Genomic DNA, 21471 nt, shown 5'->3' with positions numbered 1-21471 from the left:
GGCAAGATTGGCCCGCTTGCCGCATATGGAGCGCGAGATCGCACTTTGGATAACGGAGTTTGCGCGGATGCTGCGCTCGGGCGTGGACGTCCGCCTTGCCGCTGCCGCACTTCGTTCGAACGGCGCTCGCATGGGTGCGCTTTTGTCGCAAGCCGTCCAAGAGCAAGTGGAGCGGGGGCAGCCTTTGGTCGACGCGTTTTCCGAATGGATTCGAGAGGTGGATTGGATAAGCCTGGCCGCCGCAGAGCGCGCGGGGGTGTTCGGGGAGGGGATGGAGCGCATCGCGAGTCGGATGATGGAGCGGGTGCGTTGGCGTCAAGCCCTTTTGAAGCAATTGGCTTACCCGACCATCCTCTTGTGCGGAACCTATGGGCTCTTTGTCTTTATGATGCTCGCGGTTCTTCCCACGCTGCGCAGACTTACGTCAGTGGTTTCGGCGGCCGGCGTGCACCAGGGCATCAATCCTGAAATCGTTTCTGGTACCTGTTTGTTCGTGGTCACGGCGGCGCTCGTGACGATCCCGCTCGCGCACTTCGTTAAGCGTCGTTGGCCATCCATTCCTATCCGCCCTCCGTTTGAGCGATTGACGCGTCGCATTCGCACAGAACGACTGGCGGATCAACTCGCGTCGCAACTCGAGGCCGGCATTGGAGCCTGGGATGCCGTGGCTTGGATGGCGGATCGAAAAGGTGATTTACAGCGCCACATGGACCACGTGAACCATCGACTGCGGCAGGGCACTTCGCTCGTTGAAGCATTCCGTACCGTTGGCGAGGTGCTCGACCCCCTCTTTCTGACGCTTGTCGAGGTCGGAGAAGTCACAGGTGAAGTCGCGGACTGTCTGCGAGAAGGGCAGCGCATCATGCAGTTGGATATTGCTTACCGATTGGAATCCTTGGCGCAACTGGCCGAACCCATCGCCGTCGGCGTGATGGGCATCGTGGTCGGTGTGTTGGTGTATAGCATCATGGTTCCGATGTATCAAGCTATCGCTCGGATCTCATGACTCGCAGGAGGTGTTCGAACGTGTGGCACATCGCACGAGTGGTGGGTCGGCGCAACGGTCGTAGGACCTCGGGATTCAGTTTGATCGAGATCATGATTGCCGTCGTGATCATCGGCATCCTGGTTGTGATGATCACGCCGCAGTTGTTGCGAGCCTCCGGAAGAGCTCAGAACACGGCATGTGGAGGCAACGTGCGCACCATTTCAGCTGCACTGGCCGAATACCAGTTGATCCACGGTCAACTGCCGTCGGGCAACTCGGCCCAACAGATTCAGGCGCTCGTCTCCGATGGCCTTCTCACCAATGACGCATTGTCGGGAAACTACACCATTCAGGATTCGGACGCGAACAACATCTCTGTGACGTGTCTGTCCCCTGGAGGGATGTGACGTGCTCGACGGCACATTCGCTGAATATCGCCTGCGGCCAGAGCGCGCGGGATTCTCGCTGCTGGAGGTCATGGTTGTTGTATCCATTTCCACAATATCTCTTTCGATTTTTACGGTCGCGCTTGTTTCGCTGGAACGAGGTATGGCGTTACGCGCTACGTCCACGCAGCTTTTGGCAGACATGCGGGCGATGCAGAATCTTGCTTGCACGAGCGATGTGTTCGCGGAAGTCTGGTTGGATCCCTACGACACAGGTTACCGGCTGATACAAGGTACGAACACGCTCGAATGGGACTCGTTGGCGCTCGGCGTGAACTACGTAGATGGGTACCTGCAACTGCCGGTGCACGTCATCTCCTATGACAATCTTGGCAACGCCCAGGTCGGTGGCGTGATCCGCTTGACGGACGGGCGGCATGAAGACGATGTGAATCTCTACCTGGGCGCAGGATGGCAAACGGGAGGATGGTTCTCGTGACGCTGTGGGAGAACCTATTTGCCTCGCTCATTTTGGCCCTGCTGGTCCCGGCAATCTGGTTGTCTCAGACCCACGCCTATCTCGTCCTCGAGAAGACTCTGTGGATGCAGAGGGTCGAAGCCGGGGAGATACGTGTGATGGAGGATGTGATGCATGGTAGCGCGATTCCCCAGAGCGTGCAGGAAGGCGGTCACGTGTACGGGGTCCGAGTCACGCGGAAACCCGACGCTCAGGCGCCCGCGTGTCAAGACCAGCTGGTTACGCTGGACGACGGTGAAAGTGCCGCACAGACGGTCATCCTTCCCTTGTGCACCCCGGGGATTTTCACTTCTTGAGACAATGGTATCACTTTCCATTGCATCCCTTGTTCTGTTGACGTGCTCGATGACGGCCATTGCGTTGCTCCGTGGAGCAGGTCGCGTAAGCCAAGCCGCAGAGGACTGGGCGGTTCTCGATAGTGTGCGCCGCGTGACAACGGAGGATGGCCATGCGGCGACAAGCGCCAGCGCCTGGGGACAAAGCCTTGTGTTTCGGGAAGTGAGTGGGGCAATCTACACATACTATCTGAATTCGAATCACCAACTTGTCCGCGTGAGGGCGGGAGGAGGAACGGCCGTAATTGCAACCGGCGTCCGAGCCTTCTCGACATCTCAGTGCCCCGCATCCACGGGCTGGTTGATTTCGATATCGGTCCAAACCCTGGACGGTCACAGCCTGTCTTGGGATGTCGGCAATGGAGGATGATGCGGTGTGATGGGCCTTCGCAATGGATTGCCCGAAGCTGCAGGGTTCGCGGTATGGTACGTCTTGGCCTGCACCGCAGGGCTGTCCCTCATTGCGCTAGCCACAATGGCGACCGGTTCGCTCGCATTTCGTTCGGAAGCGAGAAACCTGAGCTTTCTCCAGTGTCGAGCCATCGCGTCCGCGCTTGCTCATTCGGCGGAGTCAGCGGTGGCGAAAGGCGCACAATTGCCAGCTTTCATTCAAATGCAGGTGGCAAGGCATCCTGTTTGTGTAACAAGTTCCTCGTCGGGAGGTCAGATTCGGGTCACCATCCGAGTGACAGAGGGTACGGTGTCGGATACAATGTCCTTTGTGTATGACACGAGCGCGCATGACGTGGTATCGTGGCAAGACAACGGCCCTCGGTCATGATGGAGTGATGAGAACGTTGCAAGCGGCACGTGTGGCATTGGTGGGCTTTATGGGGTGCGGAAAGTCGACTGTGGGTCCGGTCCTTGCGCGCCGACTTGGTTATGGTTTTGTCGATCTCGATTCAGATATTCAAGCGACGGCTGGTAGGACCATTCCGGAGATTTTTCAGCTGGATGGCGAGGCTGCATTCCGAGCGCTTGAGTCAGCGTGTTTGGCGAGGTGTGCTTATCAGTCTCGTTTGGTGCTGGCACCGGGCGGCGGCGTCGTGATCGCGGTGGAAAATCGCCGCCTGCTGCGCAATCAGTTTCACGTCGTCTATCTTCGTGCGTGTCCGGCAACCATCGCGGAGCGCCTTCGTGGGGAGGCCGAACACCGTCCCCTTCTGCGCGGGCATTCGCTTGAGGAGAGAATTGAGCGGTTGATGACGGAACGGGCTGCGTTTTACGATGAAGTGGCGTCGCAAATTGTCGATGTCGATGGGAAATCCCCAGAGGCCATCGCTGAAGAAATCGCGTGTGGCCTGAAATCGACCTGAAGGGGCGAGAGCCACATGCAGCACATTGACGGAATCCTCCCCCATCCTCACGCCTCGGCCGAGGGCTACGATGCTTCCTTCTTTCTTCGAGAGATTCCGGAGATCGGTGAGTCGTCGGTGGACGAAGAGACCATTCTGCGTCACGGTGCTCTGCTTTATGAGTATTTGCGCCAGAAGCGAATCTGCGAGCAGTGCAAGGGCTTCGAACGGTGCGGCAAGGCGGGGGATATGCGGGGGTTTGAGCAAGTTTTAGAAATCACGCCACGCGGCTTGGCAACCCGAGTACGGCGCTGTATGCCGTTCCGGGAGTACGTGGTTAAAGACCGGGTGCGAAGATACGCGCAGCTCGCGGGCGTCACGGAAATCGGCGACGAGTTTCGTTTTGAGAACTTTCCCGACGAGCAGGCTCAAAAGTATCCGAAGGTATTCCGGTATGCGCAGGAATTCGCGCGGAACTGGGGTCCGCAAGAAGCTCCTAGAGCCGGGCTGTACTTGTTCGGACCTCCAGGCGTCGGAAAGACTCATCTCATGTTCGCCGTATTTCGGGAGTTGCAGCTGCGCGGCGTGCCTTCTCTCGTGGTTCGTTCAGATTCTCTGTTCGATCACATGCGACACGTCATCGCCGCTGGGGAAGACTTGGAGCCGTTCCTTGAGACGCTTTCAACTGTGCCCGTTCTGGGTATCGACGAGTTCGCTCAGGAGCGCGCAAATGAGTTCAGCATGGAGAAGCTGTTTCGGATCGTCAATTACCGCTTTCATCACAAACTGTCGACGTGGTTTACCAGCAATTTCAGTCCTCCAGATGCGTATCGGCGGGGAGGCGACGATTTGCTCGACACAGTCGCGCCGCTTCGTTCTCGCGTCATGAGCATGTGTATCCTGGTCAAGATGGACGGCCCTGACGCCCGTCAGCGCCGTCTCCGGACCTTGGTATAAGAGCTCAATGACTGAGCTGGCGCACCTGTTGAACACGAAGAGCTACGAGGGCCACCTGTTGCACGTGACACTCGACACGTGGTGTGCTCTTTTGAATGAGAGCCACCTCTTTCCGCTCCTGCTCCAGTCGCATAAGCGCGCGTTCGTCATCCGACAGTTCATTCCGCAAGCTTTCGTAGTACGCTGACAGTTGAGCGAGGTCTCCGCGGAGTCGAGCCATCGCTTCTTCTGCCCAGCCGTCGTCCTGCGCGGCCGCGTGATCGGCGAGGGCGCGCTGAAGGGCGCACCAGGCTTCTTGGAGGGTGTGACGGCTGTCGCGAAGAATGTCTGATGCGGACGTTCCGCAGAGGTCTCGGTGCTGAATGCGCTCATAGAACCGGTCGACTATCTGCAGGTTGTCCAGGCATACAGCGTATGAAAACCATTCCTCGCGGTTGAGATCTGCCGTGTACGCAAAAACGCCGTTCACCATCATCCATGGCACGATCTCGCCGCGCGATTCTTCTCGAACGCAGGCCAACCGGCCGCGGTGGGAGGCACTCAACAGGACGCGGTCAAAGAGAGGGCTACCGAAGTCAATCAGTTCGACGCGCCGTTTGGCTGCCCACGGGAAGCTTCCAACGGGCTGCTCTGCGTTCAAACGGGCCTCCTCTCGCGCGTGTGCCTCTGCGTCGAATGCTAGGCGCAGGATGGTCGGTTCCACGGGTTGTCTCGTGGTTTCGACCCACATCCAGTAGAAGGGCCGATGGATGAGTTCCTTATCCACATCAACGGGGAGCTCGTATTCGCGGTACATGGGTCGGGCGACGAGCGTGCGAGCACCCACCGAAGCGAAGTACCGATCGCAGAACGACAGCCGCTCGTCTGATGTCCTCAACGGCGCTGGGGACGTGAGGGTAGCGGTCAAAGGCGACGTGCACCTCCTTTCGGCGCGACGAGATCTTCCACTCGAATGGCCTTGAGTTGTTCTACCAACTCTTCATCGTCGCGGCTTGTCATGGCTGCCTCGAAAATCCGTTTCTCCCACAGATCGAGACGGACATCGTTGACAATATCGTCGAGCTGCCCGATGACAGCTTCAAACATGCGCACTTTCTCCTGCAGTATTTCCATCACATGCTCTTCGATGGTGTTTTGGGTCACTAAATGGACGATATGGCAAGCCTGCGTTTGGCCCAAGCGATGGATGCGTCCGATGCGCTGCTCGAGCCGCATGGGATTCCAGGGTAGATCGTAATTGATCATGTGGTGGCAAAACTGAAGGTTGATTCCTTCTCCTCCGGATTCGGTGGCCACGAGTACGCGAATTTTCTTTGAGAACAGTTCTCGCATCCAATCCTTTTTGCCCCGGCGAAAGCCGCCTCGGAAAGGGACTGAACTGATGCCGTGTTTTTTCAGGGTGTACATCAGGAAATCCTGAGACGCTCGGTACTCCGTGAAGATGATCACCTTTTCCGGAGCATCGTCTAACAGTTCGAGAACTGCGTCCACCTTGGCGTAGGACGGGATGGACGTTCCTTGCTCAAGGAGCGACTGAAGTTGTCGTGCCAACTCGGGATCGCGAGTCTTCTTCAACATCTTTTCGAGGGACAGGAGCGCGGCATAGGTAGAACTACAGATTTCCCGCTGCAAGGTGATGAGCGGGAGAATAGAAGTGCGGGAAGTCTGCGAGCGCTCGTATTGGCTCCGCAAAAACGCCTGAACGGCCTCATAAAACTCGCGTTCTTCCGGCGTGAGCTCGACGCGCACAGCGCGCACGTGGCGTTTGGGCAACTCCAGAGCTCCGTCCTCTCGGCGGTTGCGAATCATCACGCGGCTGATGGTCTGGCGTAACACCGCGGGGTCCTTCGGCGTCCTAGGGCTGGAGACGAAACGTTCTGCGAACTCTGCGGGATTGCCAAGTTCCCCTGGCTTGAGCAACGTGACCAACGTGTGCAGTTCCTTGAGCTGATTCTGGATGGGCGTGGCCGTGAGCAACAGCATGAACTTGTGTTGCAGCTGATTCAAGAGTTTCCAGTTTTTCGTGCTCGGGTTCTTCAGCTTATGTGCTTCGTCGACGATAATCAAGTCCCACCACTGCTCGCGAACCCGATGGACATGGGGAGGGCGTTTGGCCGTGTCCAGGGACGCGACAATGACACCCTCCGCGGACCACGTCCACTCGTCTCGCTGCGGAATGGCGTCAATTCGGAACTTCTGGTTCAGCTCCTTGGTCCACTGTGTCACGAGGGAAGCCGGCACAAGCACGAGCGCCCTGCGGACAAGCCCCCGGACGAGGTACTCCTTGAGCACGAGGCCTGCTTCGATGGTCTTGCCGAGACCAACCTCGTCCGCAAGGATGGCCCTGCCACGCAAGTCGCGCACGACACGGAGCGCGGTCTCCACCTGGTGTGGCAACGGTACAAACTGCACATGTTCCAGAGCGAGCAGTTGGTCCAATGCCGGCGCAATGCATGCCTGTCGCGCCATCGCGCCGAGGCGGAAGAGCTCCCAGTCGGCATCACGGGTTCCACGGCCCATGTGAAGAAGTGCATCAAGTTCGGCCTCCACGTCCAACCCAACGATGGAAAACGACCACGGGCGATCACCCGTGCTTACCGCTTCATTCGCACTCTGTCGCACGTCCACCCCTCCTTAACACCTGAGCGCGGATGTCGTCTTGTTCTGCTCGCTGCAGTCATGTAGTATGTGACAGGTGATATCGATTCTTGCGCCCAAGGACGGTGGCGATATTGGGAAAGCGAACGCCGCTTTATGATCTCCACCTTCGTTACGGGGCTCGAATGGTGGAGTTTTCCGGATGGGAAATGCCCGTGCAGTACACGAGCATCTTGGATGAGCACCGGGCGGTTCGCACGGATGTCGGGATGTTTGATGTGTCCCACATGGGCGAGATCGAGGTGGCCGGGCCTGACAGCTTTTCGTTCTTGCAGCGGCTTTTGACGAATGATCTCACTCGCCTGAAGCCCGGGCGGGCGATGTACACGCTCATGACCGACGAGCGCGGTGGCACGCTGGACGACCTGCTGGTGTATCAGCTTGGAGACAGTCGCTTCATGCTCGTCGTCAACGCTGCCAACCGGGAGGCGGATGTGGCCTGGCTCCGGGATCACATGACAGGAGTCAACGTGACCATGACCGACCGGTCGGATGACGTGGCGCTCGTCGCCGTGCAGGGCCCGCGCGCGGTGGACCGCCTTGCGCAATTGGGGATCGAAGTTGACTTTTTGCGTGCCTTTTCGTTTACGAGCGCTCGCTTTCAACAGGGAGAGGTTATCGCCTCTCGCACAGGCTACACAGGAGAGGACGGCTTCGAGCTGTATACCGATGGCGATACGGCCTGTGCGCTCTTCCAAGCGTTGCACGATCTCGGCGTCAAGCCTTGCGGCCTCGGGGCGCGCGACACCCTTCGCCTGGAGGCCTGTCTTCCGCTTTATGGTCAGGAACTGAGGCGGGACGTTACTCCCATCGAGGCTTCCCTCGCTCCATTTGTGAAATTCGACAAAGGCGATTTCGTTGGCCGCGAAGCGCTCCTTGCGCAGTCGGAGGCGGGACCAAGACGGCGACTCGTCGGGGTGGAGATGGCGGATCGCGCGATTCCCCGCACGGGTTACAAGATACTTCAGGGGGAACGGAGCGTAGGCGAGGTGACCTCGGGAACCATGTCGCCCACGTTGGAGCGACCCATCGGACTGGCGCTTGTGGAAACGACATCCGCAGCCGTCGGCGCGGCGCTCGAGGTGGAAATCCGCGGCAAACGACATGCGGCGCGTGTGGTGCCTACCCCGTTTTATCGGCGCCCGAAGGTGCGCTTGTCAGCCGCCAAGGAGGAGTGATGATCGTTGTCGCGTTTCGGCTATCTTCCTCACACGGACGAGGACCGCGCTGAGATGCTGCGGGCACTCGGCCTGGAGCGCATTGAGGAGTTATTTGTAGACATTCCGCCTTCCCTTCGACTGAACTCCGCGCTCGATTTGCCGAAGCCCATGCCTGAACTCGAGCTCGGCAAGCATATGGAGGGGCTTTCCAGGAAAAACCGGCATCTCGGTCAACTGGTATCCTTCCTCGGCGCGGGTGCGTACGAGCATTACCAGCCAAGCGTAGTGGATGCCATTATCTCCAGATCCGAGTTCTACACCTCCTACACGCCGTATCAACCGGAGATGAGCCAGGGCTTGCTCCAGGCCATTTTCGAATACCAAACGATGATCGCGGAACTGACGGGAACCGATATCGCCAACGCGAGCATGTACGACGGCGTGACCGCGCTGGCGGAGGCTGCGCTCGTAGCGTGTCAGCACACTCGTCGCGAGAAAATTGTGGTTTCCGGGACGTTGCATCCCGAGGCTCGGCGCGTGTTGCAGACGTACGCGAACGGGCAGGCGATTCGGATGATCGAGGTTCGGCACGACGGCGGCCTCGTCGACACGGCCTCGCTCGCTGCGTCCGTCGACGAGGAGACGGCATGCATCTGCATCCAGTATCCCAATTTCTTTGGGGGCATCGAGGATGTGCGTGAGATTGCCGAGCTTGCGCACGCCCGGGGAGCGCTCCTCGTCGTGCAGACGTACCCAATTGCGCTCGGTCTCCTGGAGGCACCCGGTGCGATGGGCGCGGACATCGTCGTCGCGGAGGGCCAACCCCTGGGCATCAGCCTTTCATACGGCGGGCCGTACCTCGGCGTGATGGCAGTCAAAGAACCGCTCATGCGCAGAATTCCCGGTCGCCTCGTCGGCGAGACGACGGACGCGCAAGGACGGAGGGGGTTTGTCCTCACCCTTCAGGCGCGCGAACAACACATTCGCCGCGAAAAGGCAACTTCGAACATATGCACAAACCAGTCGCTCTGCGCCATCGCAGCTACCGTCTTCCTTGCCTATATGGGAAAGGAAGGGCTGCAGGAACTCGCCCGGCAGAATTACCACAAGGCCCACTACTTCCGCGCTCGTTTGCTGGAGGTTCCGGGTGTGGAGCCGCTGTTTGACGCCCCCTTTTTTAATGAGTTCACGGTTCGCCTCTCTCGTCCAACCGCGGATGTTCAGCGCGACATGCTCGATCGCGGCTATCTGTTCGGGTACGACCTCGGGAAAGACGATGCTTCCCTCGAAGGAGGCGTGCTGGTCGCGGTGACAGAGGTGAGGACACGCGGGGACATGGACGAGGCCGTCGCCGCCATCAAGGAGGTGCTCGCGCAATGACGATTCAGCGGGAAGGTCTTGAGCCCTTGATCTTCGAGCTGAGCCGCCCTGGCAGGCGGGCGTATGAACTTCCCGAGTTGGACGTTCCGGAGGCGGATATGTCCGACATCGAGCCGTATGTGCGCCGCGAGGCCGCTCGCCTGCCCGAGGTGAGCGAGGTGGATGTTGTGCGGCATTACACGGCGCTCTCGCAAAAGAATCACGGCGTGGACAGCGGATTCTATCCGCTCGGATCCTGCACCATGAAATACAATCCGAAGCGGAATGAGCGCTGGAGTCGGCTGGACGGATTTGCCCGAATTCATCCCCTGATGCCGGAAGAACTGGTGCAGGGTTCTCTCACCCTGCTGCACGAACTGGGTGCGCACCTGGCGGCCATCACGGGCATGGACGCGGTTAGCCTGCAGCCCGCGGCAGGCGCGCACGGTGAGTGGACAGGTCTCATGATGATCCGCAAGTACCACGTGGACCGCGGCGAGATGGCGCGCGATGAGGTCATCGTCCCAGACTCTGCGCATGGCACGAATCCGGCAAGCGTGAGCATGGCGGGACTGCGCGCAGTCACCATTCCGTCTCGCGCTGACGGCCGCGTGGATTTGGAGGCGCTGCGCCAGGCGGTGAGCGAGCGCACGGCCGCGCTCATGTTGACGAATCCGAATACGCTTGGGCTTTTCGAGCGGGACATCGTCGAGATCGCGCGGATTGTGCACGATGCTGGAGGACTCCTGTATTACGACGGCGCTAACATGAATGCCATCCTGGGCTACGCGCGGCCGGGAGACATGGGCTTTGACGTGGTTCACCTCAATCTGCACAAGACCTTTTCCACGCCGCACGGAGGCGGAGGACCGGGTGCGGGACCCGTTGGCGTCAAGGCGTTCCTGGAGCCGTACCTGCCAGCGCCTGTGTTGGAAAAGCGCGGTCAGCAGTATGTGTGGAATTGGGATCGGCCGAAGTCCATTGGCAAGGTGAAGGGCTTCTTTGGCAATTTCGGGGTGCTGGTGCGCGCCTACGCGTACATTCGCACGCTCGGAGCCGAAGGGTTAAAGCAGGTCTCGGAGGCGGCGGTGTTGAACGCGAATTATCTGCTGCATCAGTTGAAGTCGGACTTCGAGGCACCCTATGAGGGGCCGTGCAAGCACGAGTTTGTGCTCTCCGGCAAACGGCAAAAGGCCATGGGGGTGCGAACGCTCGACATGGCGAAGCGCCTGATTGACTTTGGTGTACATCCGCCTACCATCTACTTCCCGCTCATTGTCGAGGAGGGCATGATGATCGAGCCGACGGAGTCGGAGAGCAAGGAGACGCTGGACCGCTTTGTGGAGATCATGCGGGAGATCGCGCGCGAGGTGGAACAGGACCCGGAGGTGGTGCGAACGGCGCCGCATCGGACCATCGTGGGCAGGCTCGACGAGGTGAGGGCGGCACGGCAGCCGCGACTGCGTCATCCATTGGACTGACGCAGTCCGGAAAGGTCGGCCAAATGGGGCGTCTCGTTCACGCCGAGAGCGTGAAACGTGTCTCCGAGAACGGAGATCCGGGTCACGCTCGTGTTGTCGATGGTGGAGAAGTCCACGCCCATAAAACGTAGAACAGAGCGCACGACGCCCCCGTGGGTGGCGACGAGCACGCGCCCGTGCGGATGCTCGCGGGCAATCTCCTTCAGGCATCGGATGATCCGTTCCGTGGCGCGATCCGGCGGCTCGCGATCCGGCGCTCCATTCGGGAAGCGCCTCAGGCTTTCCGCGCGGAGCAGTCCCTCGGCTTGCCCGAAATAGTGCTCCCTCAGGCATGGCCGCACCGCGATGGGGGCGCCGGTGGTGCGGCTCACGCGACGTGCGGTCTCGAGCGCGCGTTCGAGATCGCTCGAGTAGATGCGGTCGATATGGACGGACCGGAGCCACGCGGCCAGCCGGTCGGCCTGCCGCTTGCCGAAGTCGTTGAGCGGCACGTCGGTCCAGCCTTGCACGCGCCCCTCGACGTTCCAGTCCGTCTCTCCGTGGCGAACGAGCCAGATTTCCATCGTGAGGCCTCCTTCACGACCAGTATAGCAAGGCTTTGCGCGGCTGTGTTACAATGGGAGCGGTTTTTGGCTGGAACGGTTGGGACAAGGGGGGCGCGCTATGGCGGATCGCTATATCCTGCTTGTTCACGGGCCCAATCTCAATCGGTTGGGCGTGCGGAAGCCGGAGGTATACGGCCAGCGCACGCTGGCGGACGTGGTAGAGTTGGTCCGGAGCACGGCCCTCCCGCTCGGCTTTGACGTGATGGACCGGCAGTCGAATCACGAAGGCGATCTCATCGACTTCCTGCAGCAGTTCGGGCCCGGGGCGCACGGCATCATCATCAATCCGGGGGCGTTCGGGCACTACAGTTATGCGCTGCGCGATTGTCTGGAAGACATCGATCGGCCGACGGTCGAGGTGCACATTTCCAACGTGCATCGACGCGAGCCGTTTCGGCACCAACTGGTTCTGAGTGACGTCGTCACCGGCCAGATTGTGGGGCTTGGCCTCGAAGGCTACCGGCTGGCGACGCTCGCGCTCTGCCAGCCGAAGCCGTGAGATGACAAACGTTGGAGGGCTTATCGCATGATTTCAAGCAACGATTTTCGCAATGGGACGACCATTGAATACGATGGATCGGTTTGGCGCGTGATCGAATTCATGCACGTGAAGCCCGGCAAGGGCTCGGCGTTCGTGCGGACCAAGCTGAAGAACGTGAAGACGGGCGCGATTCGAGAGATGACGTTCCGCGCGGGGGAAAAAGTGCCGCGCGCTCGAATTGAAACGCGTGAGATGCAGTACCTCTACAACGATGGCGAGAACTACACGTTCATGGACACCGAGACGTACGAGCAGATCAACATTCCGCGAGCCCAGCTTGAGTACGAATTGAACTTCCTGAAGGAGAACATGAATTGCTTCATCGTTCAATACCAGGGCGAGATCATCGGCATTGACCTGCCCAACACCGTGGAGCTTGAGGTCACCGATACGGAGCCGGGCATCCGTGGCGACACGGCGACGGGCGGGAGCAAGTCCGCGACGGTTGAGACGGGCTATACGCTCCAGGTGCCGTTCTTCATCAACGTGGGAGACAAAGTCGTGATCGACACGCGTTCCGGCGAATACGTGTCGCGCGCGTGACACGCAGAGCGCGCCGAAAAGGCCCGTGCGGCAGGGGATATGCGCCTCCCGCACGGGCCTTCTCATGCCTTCTTTCGCATGAGGCTGAACACGAGCACCATCAAAAGCAAAAAGATCACCAAGAAGACGACGATCCATCGGACCAAGAGAGACAGATCCACCATCGACCCTCCTCGCTCCTCTCCTCATTCAATGCAAAGACCTCTCTGGCGGTGCAGACCAATTGCCAAGTCGCATACAGGCGCACGCCCGTCCATATACATGGACTAGGCAGGGGGTGGCGCGTGTGTCCGTGGCGAATTCGAACCGGCCGAAAGTTGTCATCGAGCAGGTGCTCGCCGTGTTGCCCCTCGAAGTTGCCCGATGGCTTGAAGCCCTGAGCGACGTTTGGCTGGACGAACTCGAGGAAATTCGCCTGCGCGTCGGGCAACCGGTCGAGTTGTGCTTGCGCCAGCGGTCTGCCTTTTTGGGTTCGGATGGAACTCTCGCTCAATCGCTGGACGCATCGATGCGCATCTCCGCCGGCGCATTGGCGCAAGTTCTGCAACGCCTGACCCAGTTTTCTCGTTATGCGGTGGAAGAAGATATGCGCCAGGGGTACGTCACTTTGCCGGGCGGTCACCGGGTGGGTATCGCGGGCCGGGCCGTCGTGGAGGCTGGGCGCGTGCGGGCCTTCCGCCATGTCACTTCGCTGAACATTCGGATCTCGCGCGATCGCCCCGGGGTGGCGGCGTCTGTGCTGCCCGCGTTGTACGATCGCGCATCGCGCCGCCCGCTGTCGTCGCTCATCGTGTCGCCGCCCCAGTGCGGCAAGACGACGCTTGTCCGCGATGTCGCGCGGAGATTCAGCTATGGCGGCTTCGCACCAGGCGATCACGGCATGAAGGTGGCCGTGATCGACGAGCGATCAGAGATTGCGGGCAGCGTCGACGGCATCCCGCAGTTCGATCTCGGCCCTCGCGCGGACGTACTCGACGGATGTCCGAAGGCGGAGGGCATGATGATGGCCATTCGGAGTCTATCGCCGCATGTCGTCGTCACCGACGAGATCGGCCGAACGGAGGATGCGGAGGCGGTGCTCGAGGCGTCGCTCGCCGGCGTGGCCGTGGTGGCGACCGCGCACGCAGCGTCGCTCGACGCGTGGCGCCGCAGGCCGTGGATGGAGCGATTGTTCCTTGCTCGGGCGTTCGACCGTTACGTCGTCCTGAGCCGGCGCAAGGGGCCGGGCACCGTTGAAGCGATTCTGGACGCGGAAGGACGCGTCATCGGTCGTGGAGGCGTGGAGGCGAGATGAAGCTTGCGGGGGCCAGCCTGGTGCTCATTGCGTGCGCGCTCATTGGGTTTCGGGTCGCCCAGGGCTATCGGGATCGCCCGAAGGCGCTCAGGAAGTTGCTCCAGGCGCTCATCGAGCTCCAGGGCGAGGTCGAGTACCACGCCACGCCGATCCCGGCGGCGCTGCGGACCGTGGGCACGCGGCTCGGAGGATGGTGCGGCGGTTGGCTCATCGATCTGGCGACCGCGCAGAGCCGCCCGACCGACGCAGGAGAGCTCGTGCTTCAAGGCGTGTCGCTGGCCGCGGCGACGGACGGTGTTCTGAACGATGCGGATGCCGAGCCGTTCGTCCGCTTGCTGCGTTCCATCGCTGTGGCGGATCGGGACCATCTGCAGCAGCCGTTTCTGGCAGCGCGCGCGGACCTGGAGGAGGCCATTCGAGCGGCGCAAGACGAGGCGAACCAAGGTGCACGCCTGTGGCAATACATGGGTGTTCTTGCTGGGGTATTTATTGTTCTATTGCTTTTGTGAACGGCGGGCCTTGCCATGGTGCGCGAAAGAGGGGATGCGTGATGTCGCCCGAGATTCGGGATTTGTTTCGGATATTTGCCGTGGGCTTTGTCGCAGCGATCTTTCACACCGTGTTGAAGCAGAGTGGCAAAGAGGATTTTGCACACTGGGCCACACTCCTTGGCTTGGTGGCGGTGTTTGCCATTGTCATCGGATACGTCGATCATCTGTATCACGAAATCACCAGCGTGTTTCTCCTGCAGTAGGTGAACGTCGTGCACATCGTTCAGATTATCGGCATTGGCATGACGGCCACGGTGCTTGCGACACTTCTTCGGCAGCAGATGCCGTCCTTTGCGACGCTGGTCAGCCTCTTTGCGGGCGTCCTGATTCTGCTGCTATTGGTGCGTTCGATTTCGACCGCGCTTGGCACGTTTCAGCAACTGACAGCGGCGGCGAACATGAGCCCGATGTTTCTCCAGACGCTCATCCGCATCCTTGGCATCGCGTACGTCGTGGAGTTTGCGGCCGACGTCGCGCGCGATGCTGGCGAGACGGCGCTCGGCGGGCGTATCGAGCTCGCCGGCAAGATCGGGATCGTTCTCTTGGCGCTCCCCATTTTCAAGGATGTGCTTGACGTGATCGTTCACATGATTCCGTGAAGGGGCGAGGCTCGTGGTGATCCCTTGGCGCTTGTTCATCGCCCTCGTGACTGCCCTGGTGGTGCTGGTCGGCCTTCCGCTTTTGGCGCGTGGCGATCCAACCAGCGGCGGGGTGACGCAATCGGCTGAGCAATCCGCCGAACAGATGCTGCAATCCACCGCACAGAGCGAGCTCGATCACGTCGACACACAGTCCATTGATGCCTACTGGCGTCAGCTTGAAACGCAGTACGGTGGCTTTCTTCCGCACACTCAAGGCCCTTCGCTCATTCAGTCGGTGCTTGAACACGGAGGACCATCGTTCCACGGCATCGTGTCCGGATTCATGCATTACTTCCTCCAGGAGGTGGTTGACGATCTCGGCCTTTTTGGCGGCATTCTCATCCTCTCTGTGGCGGCGGCCCTTCTGCGCATGATGCAGGCGTCGTTCGCAGAAGAGTCCGTGGGCGAAGTCGCGCAAATGGTGGTGTCGTTCGTGCTCGCCGCGCTCGTGACGAGATCGCTTATGGAAACATTCGGATCGGCGAGGCAGGCCATCGAGTCCATGAATCACTTCATGCTGGCCACGATGCCGGTGTCCATCGCGCTGCTCGCCGGGTCGGGATCGTTTGCGTCGGCGGCGTTTTTTCAACCGATGCTCATCTTTTGTGTGCACTTCGTCTCGAACGTCGTCTTTCTGGTTGTTTTTCCGCTTGTGTTCCTCGCCGCCGTTTTGGAACTGGCATCCTCCCTGGCCCCGCGGTATCCGCTGACGCGGCTGGCCTCGTTGGCGCGGACAGCGGGTCTCGCGGTCCTGAGCTTTGCGCTGGTGGTGTTTGTGGGTGTGACGACCGTACAGGGCACGGGACGCGGCATCGCGGACGGGCTGGCGCTTCGCACCATGAAATTCGGCGTCGGCACGTTTGTGCCCGTGGTCGGCAAGGCCATCTCCGACGCGGCTGAAACGGTGCTCGGTGCGTCGCTTCTCGTGAAGAACGCCGTAGGCATCGCGGGGCTTGTCGTCATCGCGCTCATTGCGGCGTTTCCGGCGATGAAGATCCTGGCGGTTTCCGCGATGTATTCGGCAGGCGCTGCCGTGATGCAGCCGGTTGGTGAAACGCCTATCATCGCCTGCCTGGGAGCCCTCGGCAAGACAATGTTGCTCGTGTTTGCTTCGGTGGCGACGGTCGCACTGATGTTCTTCTTCGCCATCTGCATCCTGCTCGCGGCGGCCAATTTGGCGGTGATCACGGCGTGAACGGGCTCGAAGAGTGGCTGAGGCAAGTGGTGGCCATCGCGCTCGTCGGCGGGATCGCGGAGATGATGCTCCCCTCCGGCGGTCTGCTGCGCTACGTGCGGATGACCGTGGGGGTGGCACTTTTGGCGACACTTCTTTCTCCGATTCTGCCAGCGCTTCGCGGCGGATGGGCGGACGAAGCGGCAAACCGTGCGTCCGACGTGCTGTTTGGCAACGCAGCGACGACCACGGCCTCCGTGGGACGAGGTGCCGCACAGGACTATGCCCAGGCGCTCGGTCAGGTGGAAGACGAGGACGCCGCCAAGTACCTGGCGGAATGGGCCGAGGCGTCGTTGCCCGATCCGCTTCGCTCGGAGGTGGTTAAGGTGTCAGTCGAACACCCCACGAGCGCCGATCACATGGCGGTGATGGTTTGGGTTCGGCCCACCGGGGTGGTGGATGCTGTCGAGATTCGGCAGAGCATCGCGGCCCAATTGGGCGTGAAGCCGAGTCAGGTCGAGGTCCTGGACGAGGGAGGCGGGCCCCAGTGAATTGGAATCTTCTGCTCAAACAGCGCGGGCTCGTCGCCTTGGGGGCCCTCGGCGTGGTCTTGTTGGCATTCAGCTGGTTGTGGCCTGGGACTCGCTCGCAGCCGACCAGCTCTCCGTCGCCCGAAAACGCGGGCATCACGAATTCGGCGTGGCCTTGGAACGTCGCGAACGCCGACCAGGGGCCTCAAGGTGTGGTCTCTGTCTCGTCGTACTACGAAGGCGAGTTGCAGTCGATGCTCGAGAAGCTGCCCGGCGTGAACGCCGTGTCCGTGCTGGTGACGCTTGCGCAGAACGGCCAACTCGCGAGCGGGAGTTCCAATGGCGTCGGCGTCCTGGGCGTGTTGGTCACGGTGGATGCCGAAAACTTTTTCCAAGCGAAAACAGAAATCGTGGACGCAATTACGAATGTGTTGGACGTGCCTGCATATAAGATTACTGTCGAACCTCAAAAGGGTGAATAGACGGAGATTAGGAGGATGCATGCGATGGTGAAACGGCAGACGGTGTGGTTGTCCACGATGATGGTGCTGAGCCTGATGCTGATTGGCTACTACACGATGAACAACCAGACCAGTACCACGTCGACGAACCCGTCGAACTCGACGACACCCACGGTGACGACGAGTCCCACCAATGCGACACAGGTCTCGAATCAGACGCAGGCGACCACTGGGTCGAATGTGTCCAGCGCGGATGATTGGTACAACGCGCTGCAGGCTTCCGTGAACAACGAGATCAGCCAGCGGATCAGCAATGATCAGGCGATCATCGCGAACAACAACGCCTCGCAGTCGCAGATCGCCGAGGCTCAAAAGCAACTGGGCGAAGAGGAAGCCCTGTACAACAGCCTGCAGCAGGCGACGCAGGCCGTGATCGCAGACGGTTACAAGAACGCCGTCATCGCTCCAGACAAGAACCAGACGACATTCACCGTGTATGTGGAAACAAACCGTCTCTCCAAAGCCGATGCGGTGAAGATCATGAACATCGTCAGCCAGCAGTTGGACACGTCGATTTTCAACATCTCAGTCAAACCGCATGCATGAAGCGGCATCGGGCGGGGAGGCGTTCCCAACGCGCCGTGCGAAGGGAGCGCCCCCAGCGTTTCATTTACCGACTCGGGAGGGGCTGCCCCTGCGCCGTACAGGCGACGAGGGACAGTCCCTTCTACGTTCTTCCATTCCCTAGAACGGTAGGCGTCCCTGTGGTATACTCGTGAAGACCTTGTTCAGATGGATTTGGAGATCCGGATCGGGGAGAGACGATGGGTTGCTGACGATGGAAGAAATTCGAGAACTGATTCGCTTGCTCGACGATAGCTCGCTGACCGAGTTGGAACTCGAGTTTGAGGACGGGAAGGTGAGATTGGCCAAGCGGGCGGAGGTCGTGTCTTATGCCGTGCCGCAGGTGGCGATGCCAGTGGCGCAGGCCGCGCCTGTATCATCGGCTGCGCCCCAATCGGGGAGTTCAGCCCCTGCGGTGGAGGACCCGGCGCTGCACGTAATCACTTCGCCAATGGTGGGCACGTTTTATCGCGCGCCCGCCCCGGATGCCCCTCCCTTCGTAGACGTCGGCTCGCAGGTCGGGCCGAAGACGGTTGTGTGCATCATTGAAGCGATGAAGTTGATGAACGAGATTGAAGCTGAGATTTCCGGTGAGATTGTGGAGATCTTGGCCGAAAACGGGCAGTTGGTGGAGTACGGTCAGCCGCTGTTCAAGGTGCGCCGCACCTGAAGGCGTGGGGCCGAAAACTGACTGGGTGAAGGAGAGCCGTGGATGTTTAAGCGCGTGTTGGTCGCGAATCGCGGCGAGATCGCGGTGCGCGTGATCCGCGCCTGCCGCGAATTGGGGATCGAGACGGTCGCGGTGTATTCGACGGCGGATCGCGATGCACTGCATGTGCGCATGGCGGACGAAGCGTATTGCATTGGTCCGGCGCCCGCCAAGATGAGCTACCTCAATATCCCCAGCGTGATGTCGGTGGCTACGCTGTGTGGTGTGGACGCGGTTCATCCGGGATACGGATTCCTGTCGGAGAACAGCGACTTTGCAGAGGCGTGTGAGGCGTGCGGCATCACGTTCATCGGCCCGAGCCCGCGGGCCATCGAACGGATGGGCGACAAATCGACGGCGAAGATGACGATGCGCAAGGCCGGCGTTCCGACGGTGCCAGGCAGCGAAGGACTGGTGGAGTCGCTCGAAGAGGCGCTCGGCATTGCAAACGCCATCGGCTACCCGCTGATCATCAAGGCCACCGCGGGCGGCGGGGGCCGAGGCATCCGGGTGGTGCGAGACGAATCGGAACTCCGGAAAGCATACGATCAGGCGCGCAGGGAAGCGGAGGCTTCGTTCGGGAATTCGGGTATTTACATTGAGAAATATATTGAACGCATGCGCCACGTCGAAATTCAAGTCCTGGCGGATCGGCACGGCAACGTGATTCACCTGGGGGAACGCGACTGTTCCGTGCAGCGCCGCCTGCAGAAGCTCGTCGAGGAGTCGCCCTGCCCCGTCATGACAGAGGAGAAGCGGCAGGAGATGGGCGAGGCGGCTGTGCGAGCCGCGCGAGCGGTGGATTATGTCGGCGCCGGCACAATCGAATTCATCTATACGCCAGACGGCGATTTCTACTTCATGGAGATGAACACGCGCATCCAGGTCGAGCACCCGGTGACCGAGTGGGTGACGGGGGTCGATCTCGTCCGCGAGATGATCCTGGCGGCGGCCGGGGAGCCGCTCTCCGTCAAACAAGAGGACGTTGCGCTGCGCGGACACGCCATTGAATGCCGGATCAATGCGGAGGATCCTTACCGCCAGTTCGCGCCGTCGCCGGGCACCATCCGCTCATACTTGGCGCCGTCAGGCCCCGGGGTGCGCGTGGATTCCGCCTGCTATCCTGGCTATACCATTCCGCCCTATTACGACTCCATGGTGGCGAAGCTCATCGTGTGGGCGCCGACCCGGGATCAGGCCATCGCGCGTATGGTGTCCGCGCTAAGCGAGTACGAGATTGAGGGCATTCAGACGACCATTCCGTTTCACATGGCGCTCCTGCAGAACGAGCGTTTTCGAAAAGGGGATGTGTCGACTCGATTTTTGGAGGAAAATCCAATACTCTAAACGAAGAACGTTCACATTCCGTTCCATTCTCACAGGAAGCCTGACGAAGGCGAAGGAGGAAGATGGAGATGGCGGACATGGAATACGAGTTGACAGAACGCGGTTCGGTGCACATTTCGGACGAGGTCGTTCAGATCATCGCGGGTGCAGCCGTGAACGAGGTGGATGGCGTCCTGGGCACGAGTGGTTCATTTGCCGGCGGGATCACCGAGTCCATCACGGGTCGGAAGAATCTGGCGAGGGGTGTCAAGGTTCAGTTTGATGAGGCGTCACGCGCTTGCACTGTGGATGTTTGGGTTCAGCTCCGGTTCGGCGTGAGCATCCCCGAGGTCGGGTATCAAATTCAGGAACACGTCAAATCCTCCGTGGAGACGATGACAGGCCTTCGCGTCCATGCGGTGCACGTACATGTGGTCGGGGTGGCGTTCCAGACGGATGCGGAGCGCGCGCAGGATGCCGATCAGATCGGTGCAGCTATGGACGGGGAGGCGCGCTCGACAGGAGGGATTGGATGAACGTCGGCGATCGATTCCTCTTGTTCGTGCTGTCGCTCGTGGGTCTGGTGCTCGGCGTCCTTCTCGCTCTTCTCGGCGCAGGCGTGATGTCGGTGACGTGGGCCGCGAGTCAGCTCACGGTCCAGCCGTGGAACGACGTGTGCCTGGTGGTGGGCGTGGTCTGCGCGCTGTTGTCGATTCGCTTCCTTTTTTACCGTTCTCGCCGCCGTGGCTCGGGCGTCCCCGCGGAGTCCGTGCTTCTGGCGGGCGATCACGGCCAAATCCGCATCTCCTACGAGACGTTGCGCCAACTCGCGAACCGGCGGGGTTCCCAGCTCAAAGGAGCCGAGTCGTTCGACTCGCGTGTGCGCCAGGGGCGCGAGGGAATTCTCATTGCCTGCAAGATGCAGGTGTTGCCGGACATCGATATCGCGGCGCTGACGCGTGAGGCGCAGACGGCCGTGAAGGAGTATGTCGAACGGACCGCCGGTGTCCAGGTCGAACGCGTGATCGTGCATGTGACAGAACTATCGCCCAGCGGGCATGCCGGGAAGGCGTGGAACGGTGCATGAACGGCCTGGAGCGAGCGTGGCAGTGGTTCATCGGCCGTCCGCGCCGATATCATGGATTGGCCGCGGGAGTTTTGTTTTGGATTTTGTGGATGATCTTTGGGTTTTGGCGCGTGCTGCTGCTGTTCGTTCTCGCCGGCGTCGGGTACGCGGGAGGGCGCGCGTGGGAGGAACAACAGTCCTGGCGGCGCATCTTGGAACGCCTGTTGACAGATCGATATACGGAGTGAA

At 60.5% G+C, this 21471-nt stretch carries 28 protein-coding genes; 25 read left to right on the top strand and 3 right to left on the bottom strand.

Features of this window, described 5'->3' with window-relative positions; genetic code table 11:
* Positions 1-25: 25 nt before the first annotated feature.
* The 7 genes from AMA01_RS04915 (at position 26) to zapE (ending at position 4499) form a co-directional block, all read left to right on the top strand.
* The gene (locus tag AMA01_RS04915) at positions 26-1006 is read left to right on the top strand and encodes a type II secretion system F family protein (RefSeq protein WP_067848403.1); all 981 of its coding nucleotides are present in this window, start codon (positions 26-28) and stop codon (positions 1004-1006) included.
* Between the two features lie 20 nt (positions 1007-1026).
* Positions 1027-1395, top strand: a complete 369-nt coding sequence (locus AMA01_RS04910) for a competence type IV pilus major pilin ComGC (RefSeq protein ID WP_156468411.1) — start codon at positions 1027-1029, stop codon at positions 1393-1395.
* Position 1396: 1 nt separating this feature from the next.
* Positions 1397-1873, top strand: coding sequence for a pilus assembly FimT family protein (locus AMA01_RS04905; protein WP_067848223.1), 477 nt, complete (start codon positions 1397-1399; stop codon positions 1871-1873).
* Complete coding sequence (locus tag AMA01_RS13890; protein WP_067848220.1) at positions 1861-2208, top strand: hypothetical protein; 348 nt, start codon at positions 1861-1863, stop codon at positions 2206-2208. The genes AMA01_RS04905 and AMA01_RS13890 overlap by 13 nt, the downstream gene beginning before the upstream one ends.
* Before the next feature lie 4 nt (positions 2209-2212).
* The gene (locus AMA01_RS14245) at positions 2213-2617 is read left to right on the top strand and encodes a hypothetical protein (RefSeq protein ID WP_195868092.1); all 405 of its coding nucleotides are present in this window, start codon (positions 2213-2215) and stop codon (positions 2615-2617) included.
* 427 nt (positions 2618-3044) lie between these two features.
* Positions 3045-3563 (top strand): shikimate kinase, encoded by a 519-nt coding sequence (locus AMA01_RS04890; protein ID WP_230088268.1) that lies wholly within the window; start codon positions 3045-3047, stop codon positions 3561-3563.
* Positions 3564-3578: 15 nt separating this feature from the next.
* Positions 3579-4499, top strand: coding sequence for an AFG1/ZapE family ATPase (gene zapE / locus AMA01_RS04885; RefSeq protein WP_067848218.1), 921 nt, complete (start codon positions 3579-3581; stop codon positions 4497-4499).
* A 4-nt stretch (positions 4500-4503) separates the two neighbouring features.
* Here the strand turns inward: zapE and AMA01_RS04880 are convergent, their stop codons facing one another.
* Positions 4504-5406 carry a YqhG family protein gene (locus AMA01_RS04880; protein ID WP_067848215.1) on the bottom strand — a complete coding sequence of 301 codons (903 nt, stop codon included), beginning with the start codon at positions 5404-5406 and terminating at the stop codon, positions 4504-4506.
* Positions 5403-7121, bottom strand: coding sequence for a DEAD/DEAH box helicase (locus AMA01_RS04875; RefSeq protein ID WP_067848212.1), 1719 nt, complete (start codon positions 7119-7121; stop codon positions 5403-5405). Before AMA01_RS04875 ends, AMA01_RS04880 begins: the two co-directional genes overlap by 4 nt.
* 110 nt (positions 7122-7231) lie before the next feature.
* Here AMA01_RS04875 and gcvT point away from each other — a divergent pair, with 110 nt between their 5' ends.
* The 3 genes from gcvT to gcvPB are packed head-to-tail and all read left to right on the top strand — an operon-like array spanning position 7232 to position 11157.
* Complete coding sequence (gene gcvT, locus AMA01_RS04870) at positions 7232-8335, top strand: glycine cleavage system aminomethyltransferase GcvT (RefSeq protein ID WP_067848209.1); 1104 nt, start codon at positions 7232-7234, stop codon at positions 8333-8335.
* Between the two features lie 6 nt (positions 8336-8341).
* On the top strand, positions 8342-9697 hold the full coding sequence (gcvPA, locus tag AMA01_RS04865; protein ID WP_067848206.1) for an aminomethyl-transferring glycine dehydrogenase subunit GcvPA: 1356 nt from the start codon (positions 8342-8344) through the stop codon (positions 9695-9697).
* A complete protein-coding gene (gcvPB, locus tag AMA01_RS04860) occupies positions 9694-11157 on the top strand; it encodes an aminomethyl-transferring glycine dehydrogenase subunit GcvPB (RefSeq protein ID WP_067848203.1) in 1464 nt (487 codons plus the stop codon). The genes gcvPA and gcvPB overlap by 4 nt, the downstream gene beginning before the upstream one ends.
* Here the strand turns inward: gcvPB and AMA01_RS04855 are convergent.
* Complete coding sequence (locus AMA01_RS04855) at positions 11142-11720, bottom strand: histidine phosphatase family protein (protein ID WP_067848200.1); 579 nt, start codon at positions 11718-11720, stop codon at positions 11142-11144. The genes gcvPB and AMA01_RS04855 overlap by 16 nt on opposite strands.
* 100 nt (positions 11721-11820) lie before the next feature.
* Between AMA01_RS04855 and aroQ the strand changes: the two genes are divergently transcribed.
* The 15 genes from aroQ to AMA01_RS04780 all read left to right on the top strand — a co-directional run bounded on the left by aroQ (position 11821) and on the right by AMA01_RS04780 (position 21470).
* Positions 11821-12261: a type II 3-dehydroquinate dehydratase gene (gene aroQ / locus AMA01_RS04850; protein ID WP_067848197.1), complete on the top strand. Its 441-nt coding sequence runs from the start codon at positions 11821-11823 to the stop codon at positions 12259-12261.
* Positions 12262-12288: 27 nt separating this feature from the next.
* The gene (gene efp / locus AMA01_RS04845) at positions 12289-12846 is read left to right on the top strand and encodes an elongation factor P (protein WP_067848195.1); all 558 of its coding nucleotides are present in this window, start codon (positions 12289-12291) and stop codon (positions 12844-12846) included.
* A 286-nt stretch (positions 12847-13132) separates the two neighbouring features.
* Positions 13133-14140 (top strand): stage III sporulation protein AA, encoded by a 1008-nt coding sequence (spoIIIAA, locus tag AMA01_RS04840; protein WP_067848192.1) that lies wholly within the window; start codon positions 13133-13135, stop codon positions 14138-14140.
* Positions 14137-14649 carry a stage III sporulation protein AB gene (locus AMA01_RS04835; RefSeq protein ID WP_067848189.1) on the top strand — a complete coding sequence of 171 codons (513 nt, stop codon included), beginning with the start codon at positions 14137-14139 and terminating at the stop codon, positions 14647-14649. Before spoIIIAA ends, AMA01_RS04835 begins: the two co-directional genes overlap by 4 nt.
* A gap of 41 nt (positions 14650-14690) precedes the next feature.
* On the top strand, positions 14691-14894 hold the full coding sequence (gene spoIIIAC / locus AMA01_RS04830; RefSeq protein WP_067848186.1) for a stage III sporulation protein AC: 204 nt from the start codon (positions 14691-14693) through the stop codon (positions 14892-14894).
* Between the two features lie 9 nt (positions 14895-14903).
* Positions 14904-15290 (top strand): stage III sporulation protein AD, encoded by a 387-nt coding sequence (spoIIIAD, locus tag AMA01_RS04825; RefSeq protein ID WP_067848391.1) that lies wholly within the window; start codon positions 14904-14906, stop codon positions 15288-15290.
* Positions 15291-15303: 13 nt separating this feature from the next.
* Complete coding sequence (gene spoIIIAE / locus AMA01_RS04820; RefSeq protein ID WP_067848183.1) at positions 15304-16527, top strand: stage III sporulation protein AE; 1224 nt, start codon at positions 15304-15306, stop codon at positions 16525-16527.
* Entirely contained in the window at positions 16524-17057 is a 534-nt protein-coding gene (locus AMA01_RS04815) for a stage III sporulation protein AF (RefSeq protein WP_067848180.1), read from the top strand. Before spoIIIAE ends, AMA01_RS04815 begins: the two co-directional genes overlap by 4 nt.
* The gene (locus AMA01_RS04810; RefSeq protein ID WP_067848177.1) at positions 17054-17518 is read left to right on the top strand and encodes a hypothetical protein; all 465 of its coding nucleotides are present in this window, start codon (positions 17054-17056) and stop codon (positions 17516-17518) included. The genes AMA01_RS04815 and AMA01_RS04810 overlap by 4 nt, the downstream gene beginning before the upstream one ends.
* 24 nt (positions 17519-17542) lie before the next feature.
* On the top strand, positions 17543-18103 hold the full coding sequence (locus tag AMA01_RS04805; protein ID WP_067848174.1) for a SpoIIIAH-like family protein: 561 nt from the start codon (positions 17543-17545) through the stop codon (positions 18101-18103).
* A 223-nt stretch (positions 18104-18326) separates the two neighbouring features.
* Positions 18327-18791 carry an acetyl-CoA carboxylase biotin carboxyl carrier protein gene (accB, locus tag AMA01_RS04800; protein ID WP_082743969.1) on the top strand — a complete coding sequence of 155 codons (465 nt, stop codon included), beginning with the start codon at positions 18327-18329 and terminating at the stop codon, positions 18789-18791.
* A 42-nt stretch (positions 18792-18833) separates the two neighbouring features.
* Positions 18834-20177: an acetyl-CoA carboxylase biotin carboxylase subunit gene (gene accC / locus AMA01_RS04795; protein ID WP_067848171.1), complete on the top strand. Its 1344-nt coding sequence runs from the start codon at positions 18834-18836 to the stop codon at positions 20175-20177.
* A 68-nt stretch (positions 20178-20245) separates the two neighbouring features.
* Entirely contained in the window at positions 20246-20692 is a 447-nt protein-coding gene (locus tag AMA01_RS04790) for an Asp23/Gls24 family envelope stress response protein (protein WP_067848168.1), read from the top strand.
* Positions 20689-21243 carry an alkaline shock response membrane anchor protein AmaP gene (amaP, locus tag AMA01_RS04785; RefSeq protein WP_067848166.1) on the top strand — a complete coding sequence of 185 codons (555 nt, stop codon included), beginning with the start codon at positions 20689-20691 and terminating at the stop codon, positions 21241-21243. Before AMA01_RS04790 ends, amaP begins: the two co-directional genes overlap by 4 nt.
* The gene (locus AMA01_RS04780) at positions 21240-21470 is read left to right on the top strand and encodes a DUF2273 domain-containing protein (protein WP_067848162.1); all 231 of its coding nucleotides are present in this window, start codon (positions 21240-21242) and stop codon (positions 21468-21470) included. Before amaP ends, AMA01_RS04780 begins: the two co-directional genes overlap by 4 nt.
* The last annotated feature ends 1 nt before the right edge of the window (position 21471 follow it).

Origin of the sequence: Alicyclobacillus mali NBRC 102425 (assembly GCF_001570745.1) — a bacterium.
Classification (GTDB): domain Bacteria; phylum Bacillota; class Bacilli; order Alicyclobacillales; family Alicyclobacillaceae; genus Alicyclobacillus; species Alicyclobacillus mali.
The sequence above is the reverse complement of the archived record's forward strand: the minus strand, read 5'-3'. Positions and strand labels throughout refer to the sequence as shown.

What these genes read in the sequence shown, in the direction of transcription:
- AMA01_RS04790 (WP_067848168.1), top strand. Translation starts at nt 20,246, where the DNA reads ATGGCGGACATGGAATACGAGTTGACAGAACGCGGTTCGGTGCACATT.
- aroQ (WP_067848197.1), top strand. Translation starts at nt 11,821, where the DNA reads ATGGCGGATCGCTATATCCTGCTTGTTCACGGGCCCAATCTCAATCGG.
- zapE (WP_067848218.1), top strand. Translation starts at nt 3,579, where the DNA reads ATGCAGCACATTGACGGAATCCTCCCCCATCCTCACGCCTCGGCCGAG.
- AMA01_RS04780 (WP_067848162.1), top strand. Translation starts at nt 21,240, where the DNA reads ATGAACGGCCTGGAGCGAGCGTGGCAGTGGTTCATCGGCCGTCCGCGC.
- efp (WP_067848195.1), top strand. Translation starts at nt 12,289, where the DNA reads ATGATTTCAAGCAACGATTTTCGCAATGGGACGACCATTGAATACGAT.
- AMA01_RS04805 (WP_067848174.1), top strand. Translation starts at nt 17,543, where the DNA reads ATGGTGAAACGGCAGACGGTGTGGTTGTCCACGATGATGGTGCTGAGC.
- AMA01_RS04915 (WP_067848403.1), top strand. Translation starts at nt 26, where the DNA reads ATGGAGCGCGAGATCGCACTTTGGATAACGGAGTTTGCGCGGATGCTG.
- AMA01_RS13890 (WP_067848220.1), top strand. Translation starts at nt 1,861, where the DNA reads ATGGTTCTCGTGACGCTGTGGGAGAACCTATTTGCCTCGCTCATTTTG.
- amaP (WP_067848166.1), top strand. Translation starts at nt 20,689, where the DNA reads ATGAACGTCGGCGATCGATTCCTCTTGTTCGTGCTGTCGCTCGTGGGT.
- AMA01_RS04835 (WP_067848189.1), top strand. Translation starts at nt 14,137, where the DNA reads ATGAAGCTTGCGGGGGCCAGCCTGGTGCTCATTGCGTGCGCGCTCATT.
- AMA01_RS04855 (WP_067848200.1), bottom strand. Translation starts at nt 11,720, where the DNA reads ATGGAAATCTGGCTCGTTCGCCACGGAGAGACGGACTGGAACGTCGAG.
- accC (WP_067848171.1), top strand. Translation starts at nt 18,834, where the DNA reads ATGTTTAAGCGCGTGTTGGTCGCGAATCGCGGCGAGATCGCGGTGCGC.
- spoIIIAC (WP_067848186.1), top strand. Translation starts at nt 14,691, where the DNA reads ATGTCGCCCGAGATTCGGGATTTGTTTCGGATATTTGCCGTGGGCTTT.
- AMA01_RS14245 (WP_195868092.1), top strand. Translation starts at nt 2,213, where the DNA reads ATGGTATCACTTTCCATTGCATCCCTTGTTCTGTTGACGTGCTCGATG.
- gcvPB (WP_067848203.1), top strand. Translation starts at nt 9,694, where the DNA reads ATGACGATTCAGCGGGAAGGTCTTGAGCCCTTGATCTTCGAGCTGAGC.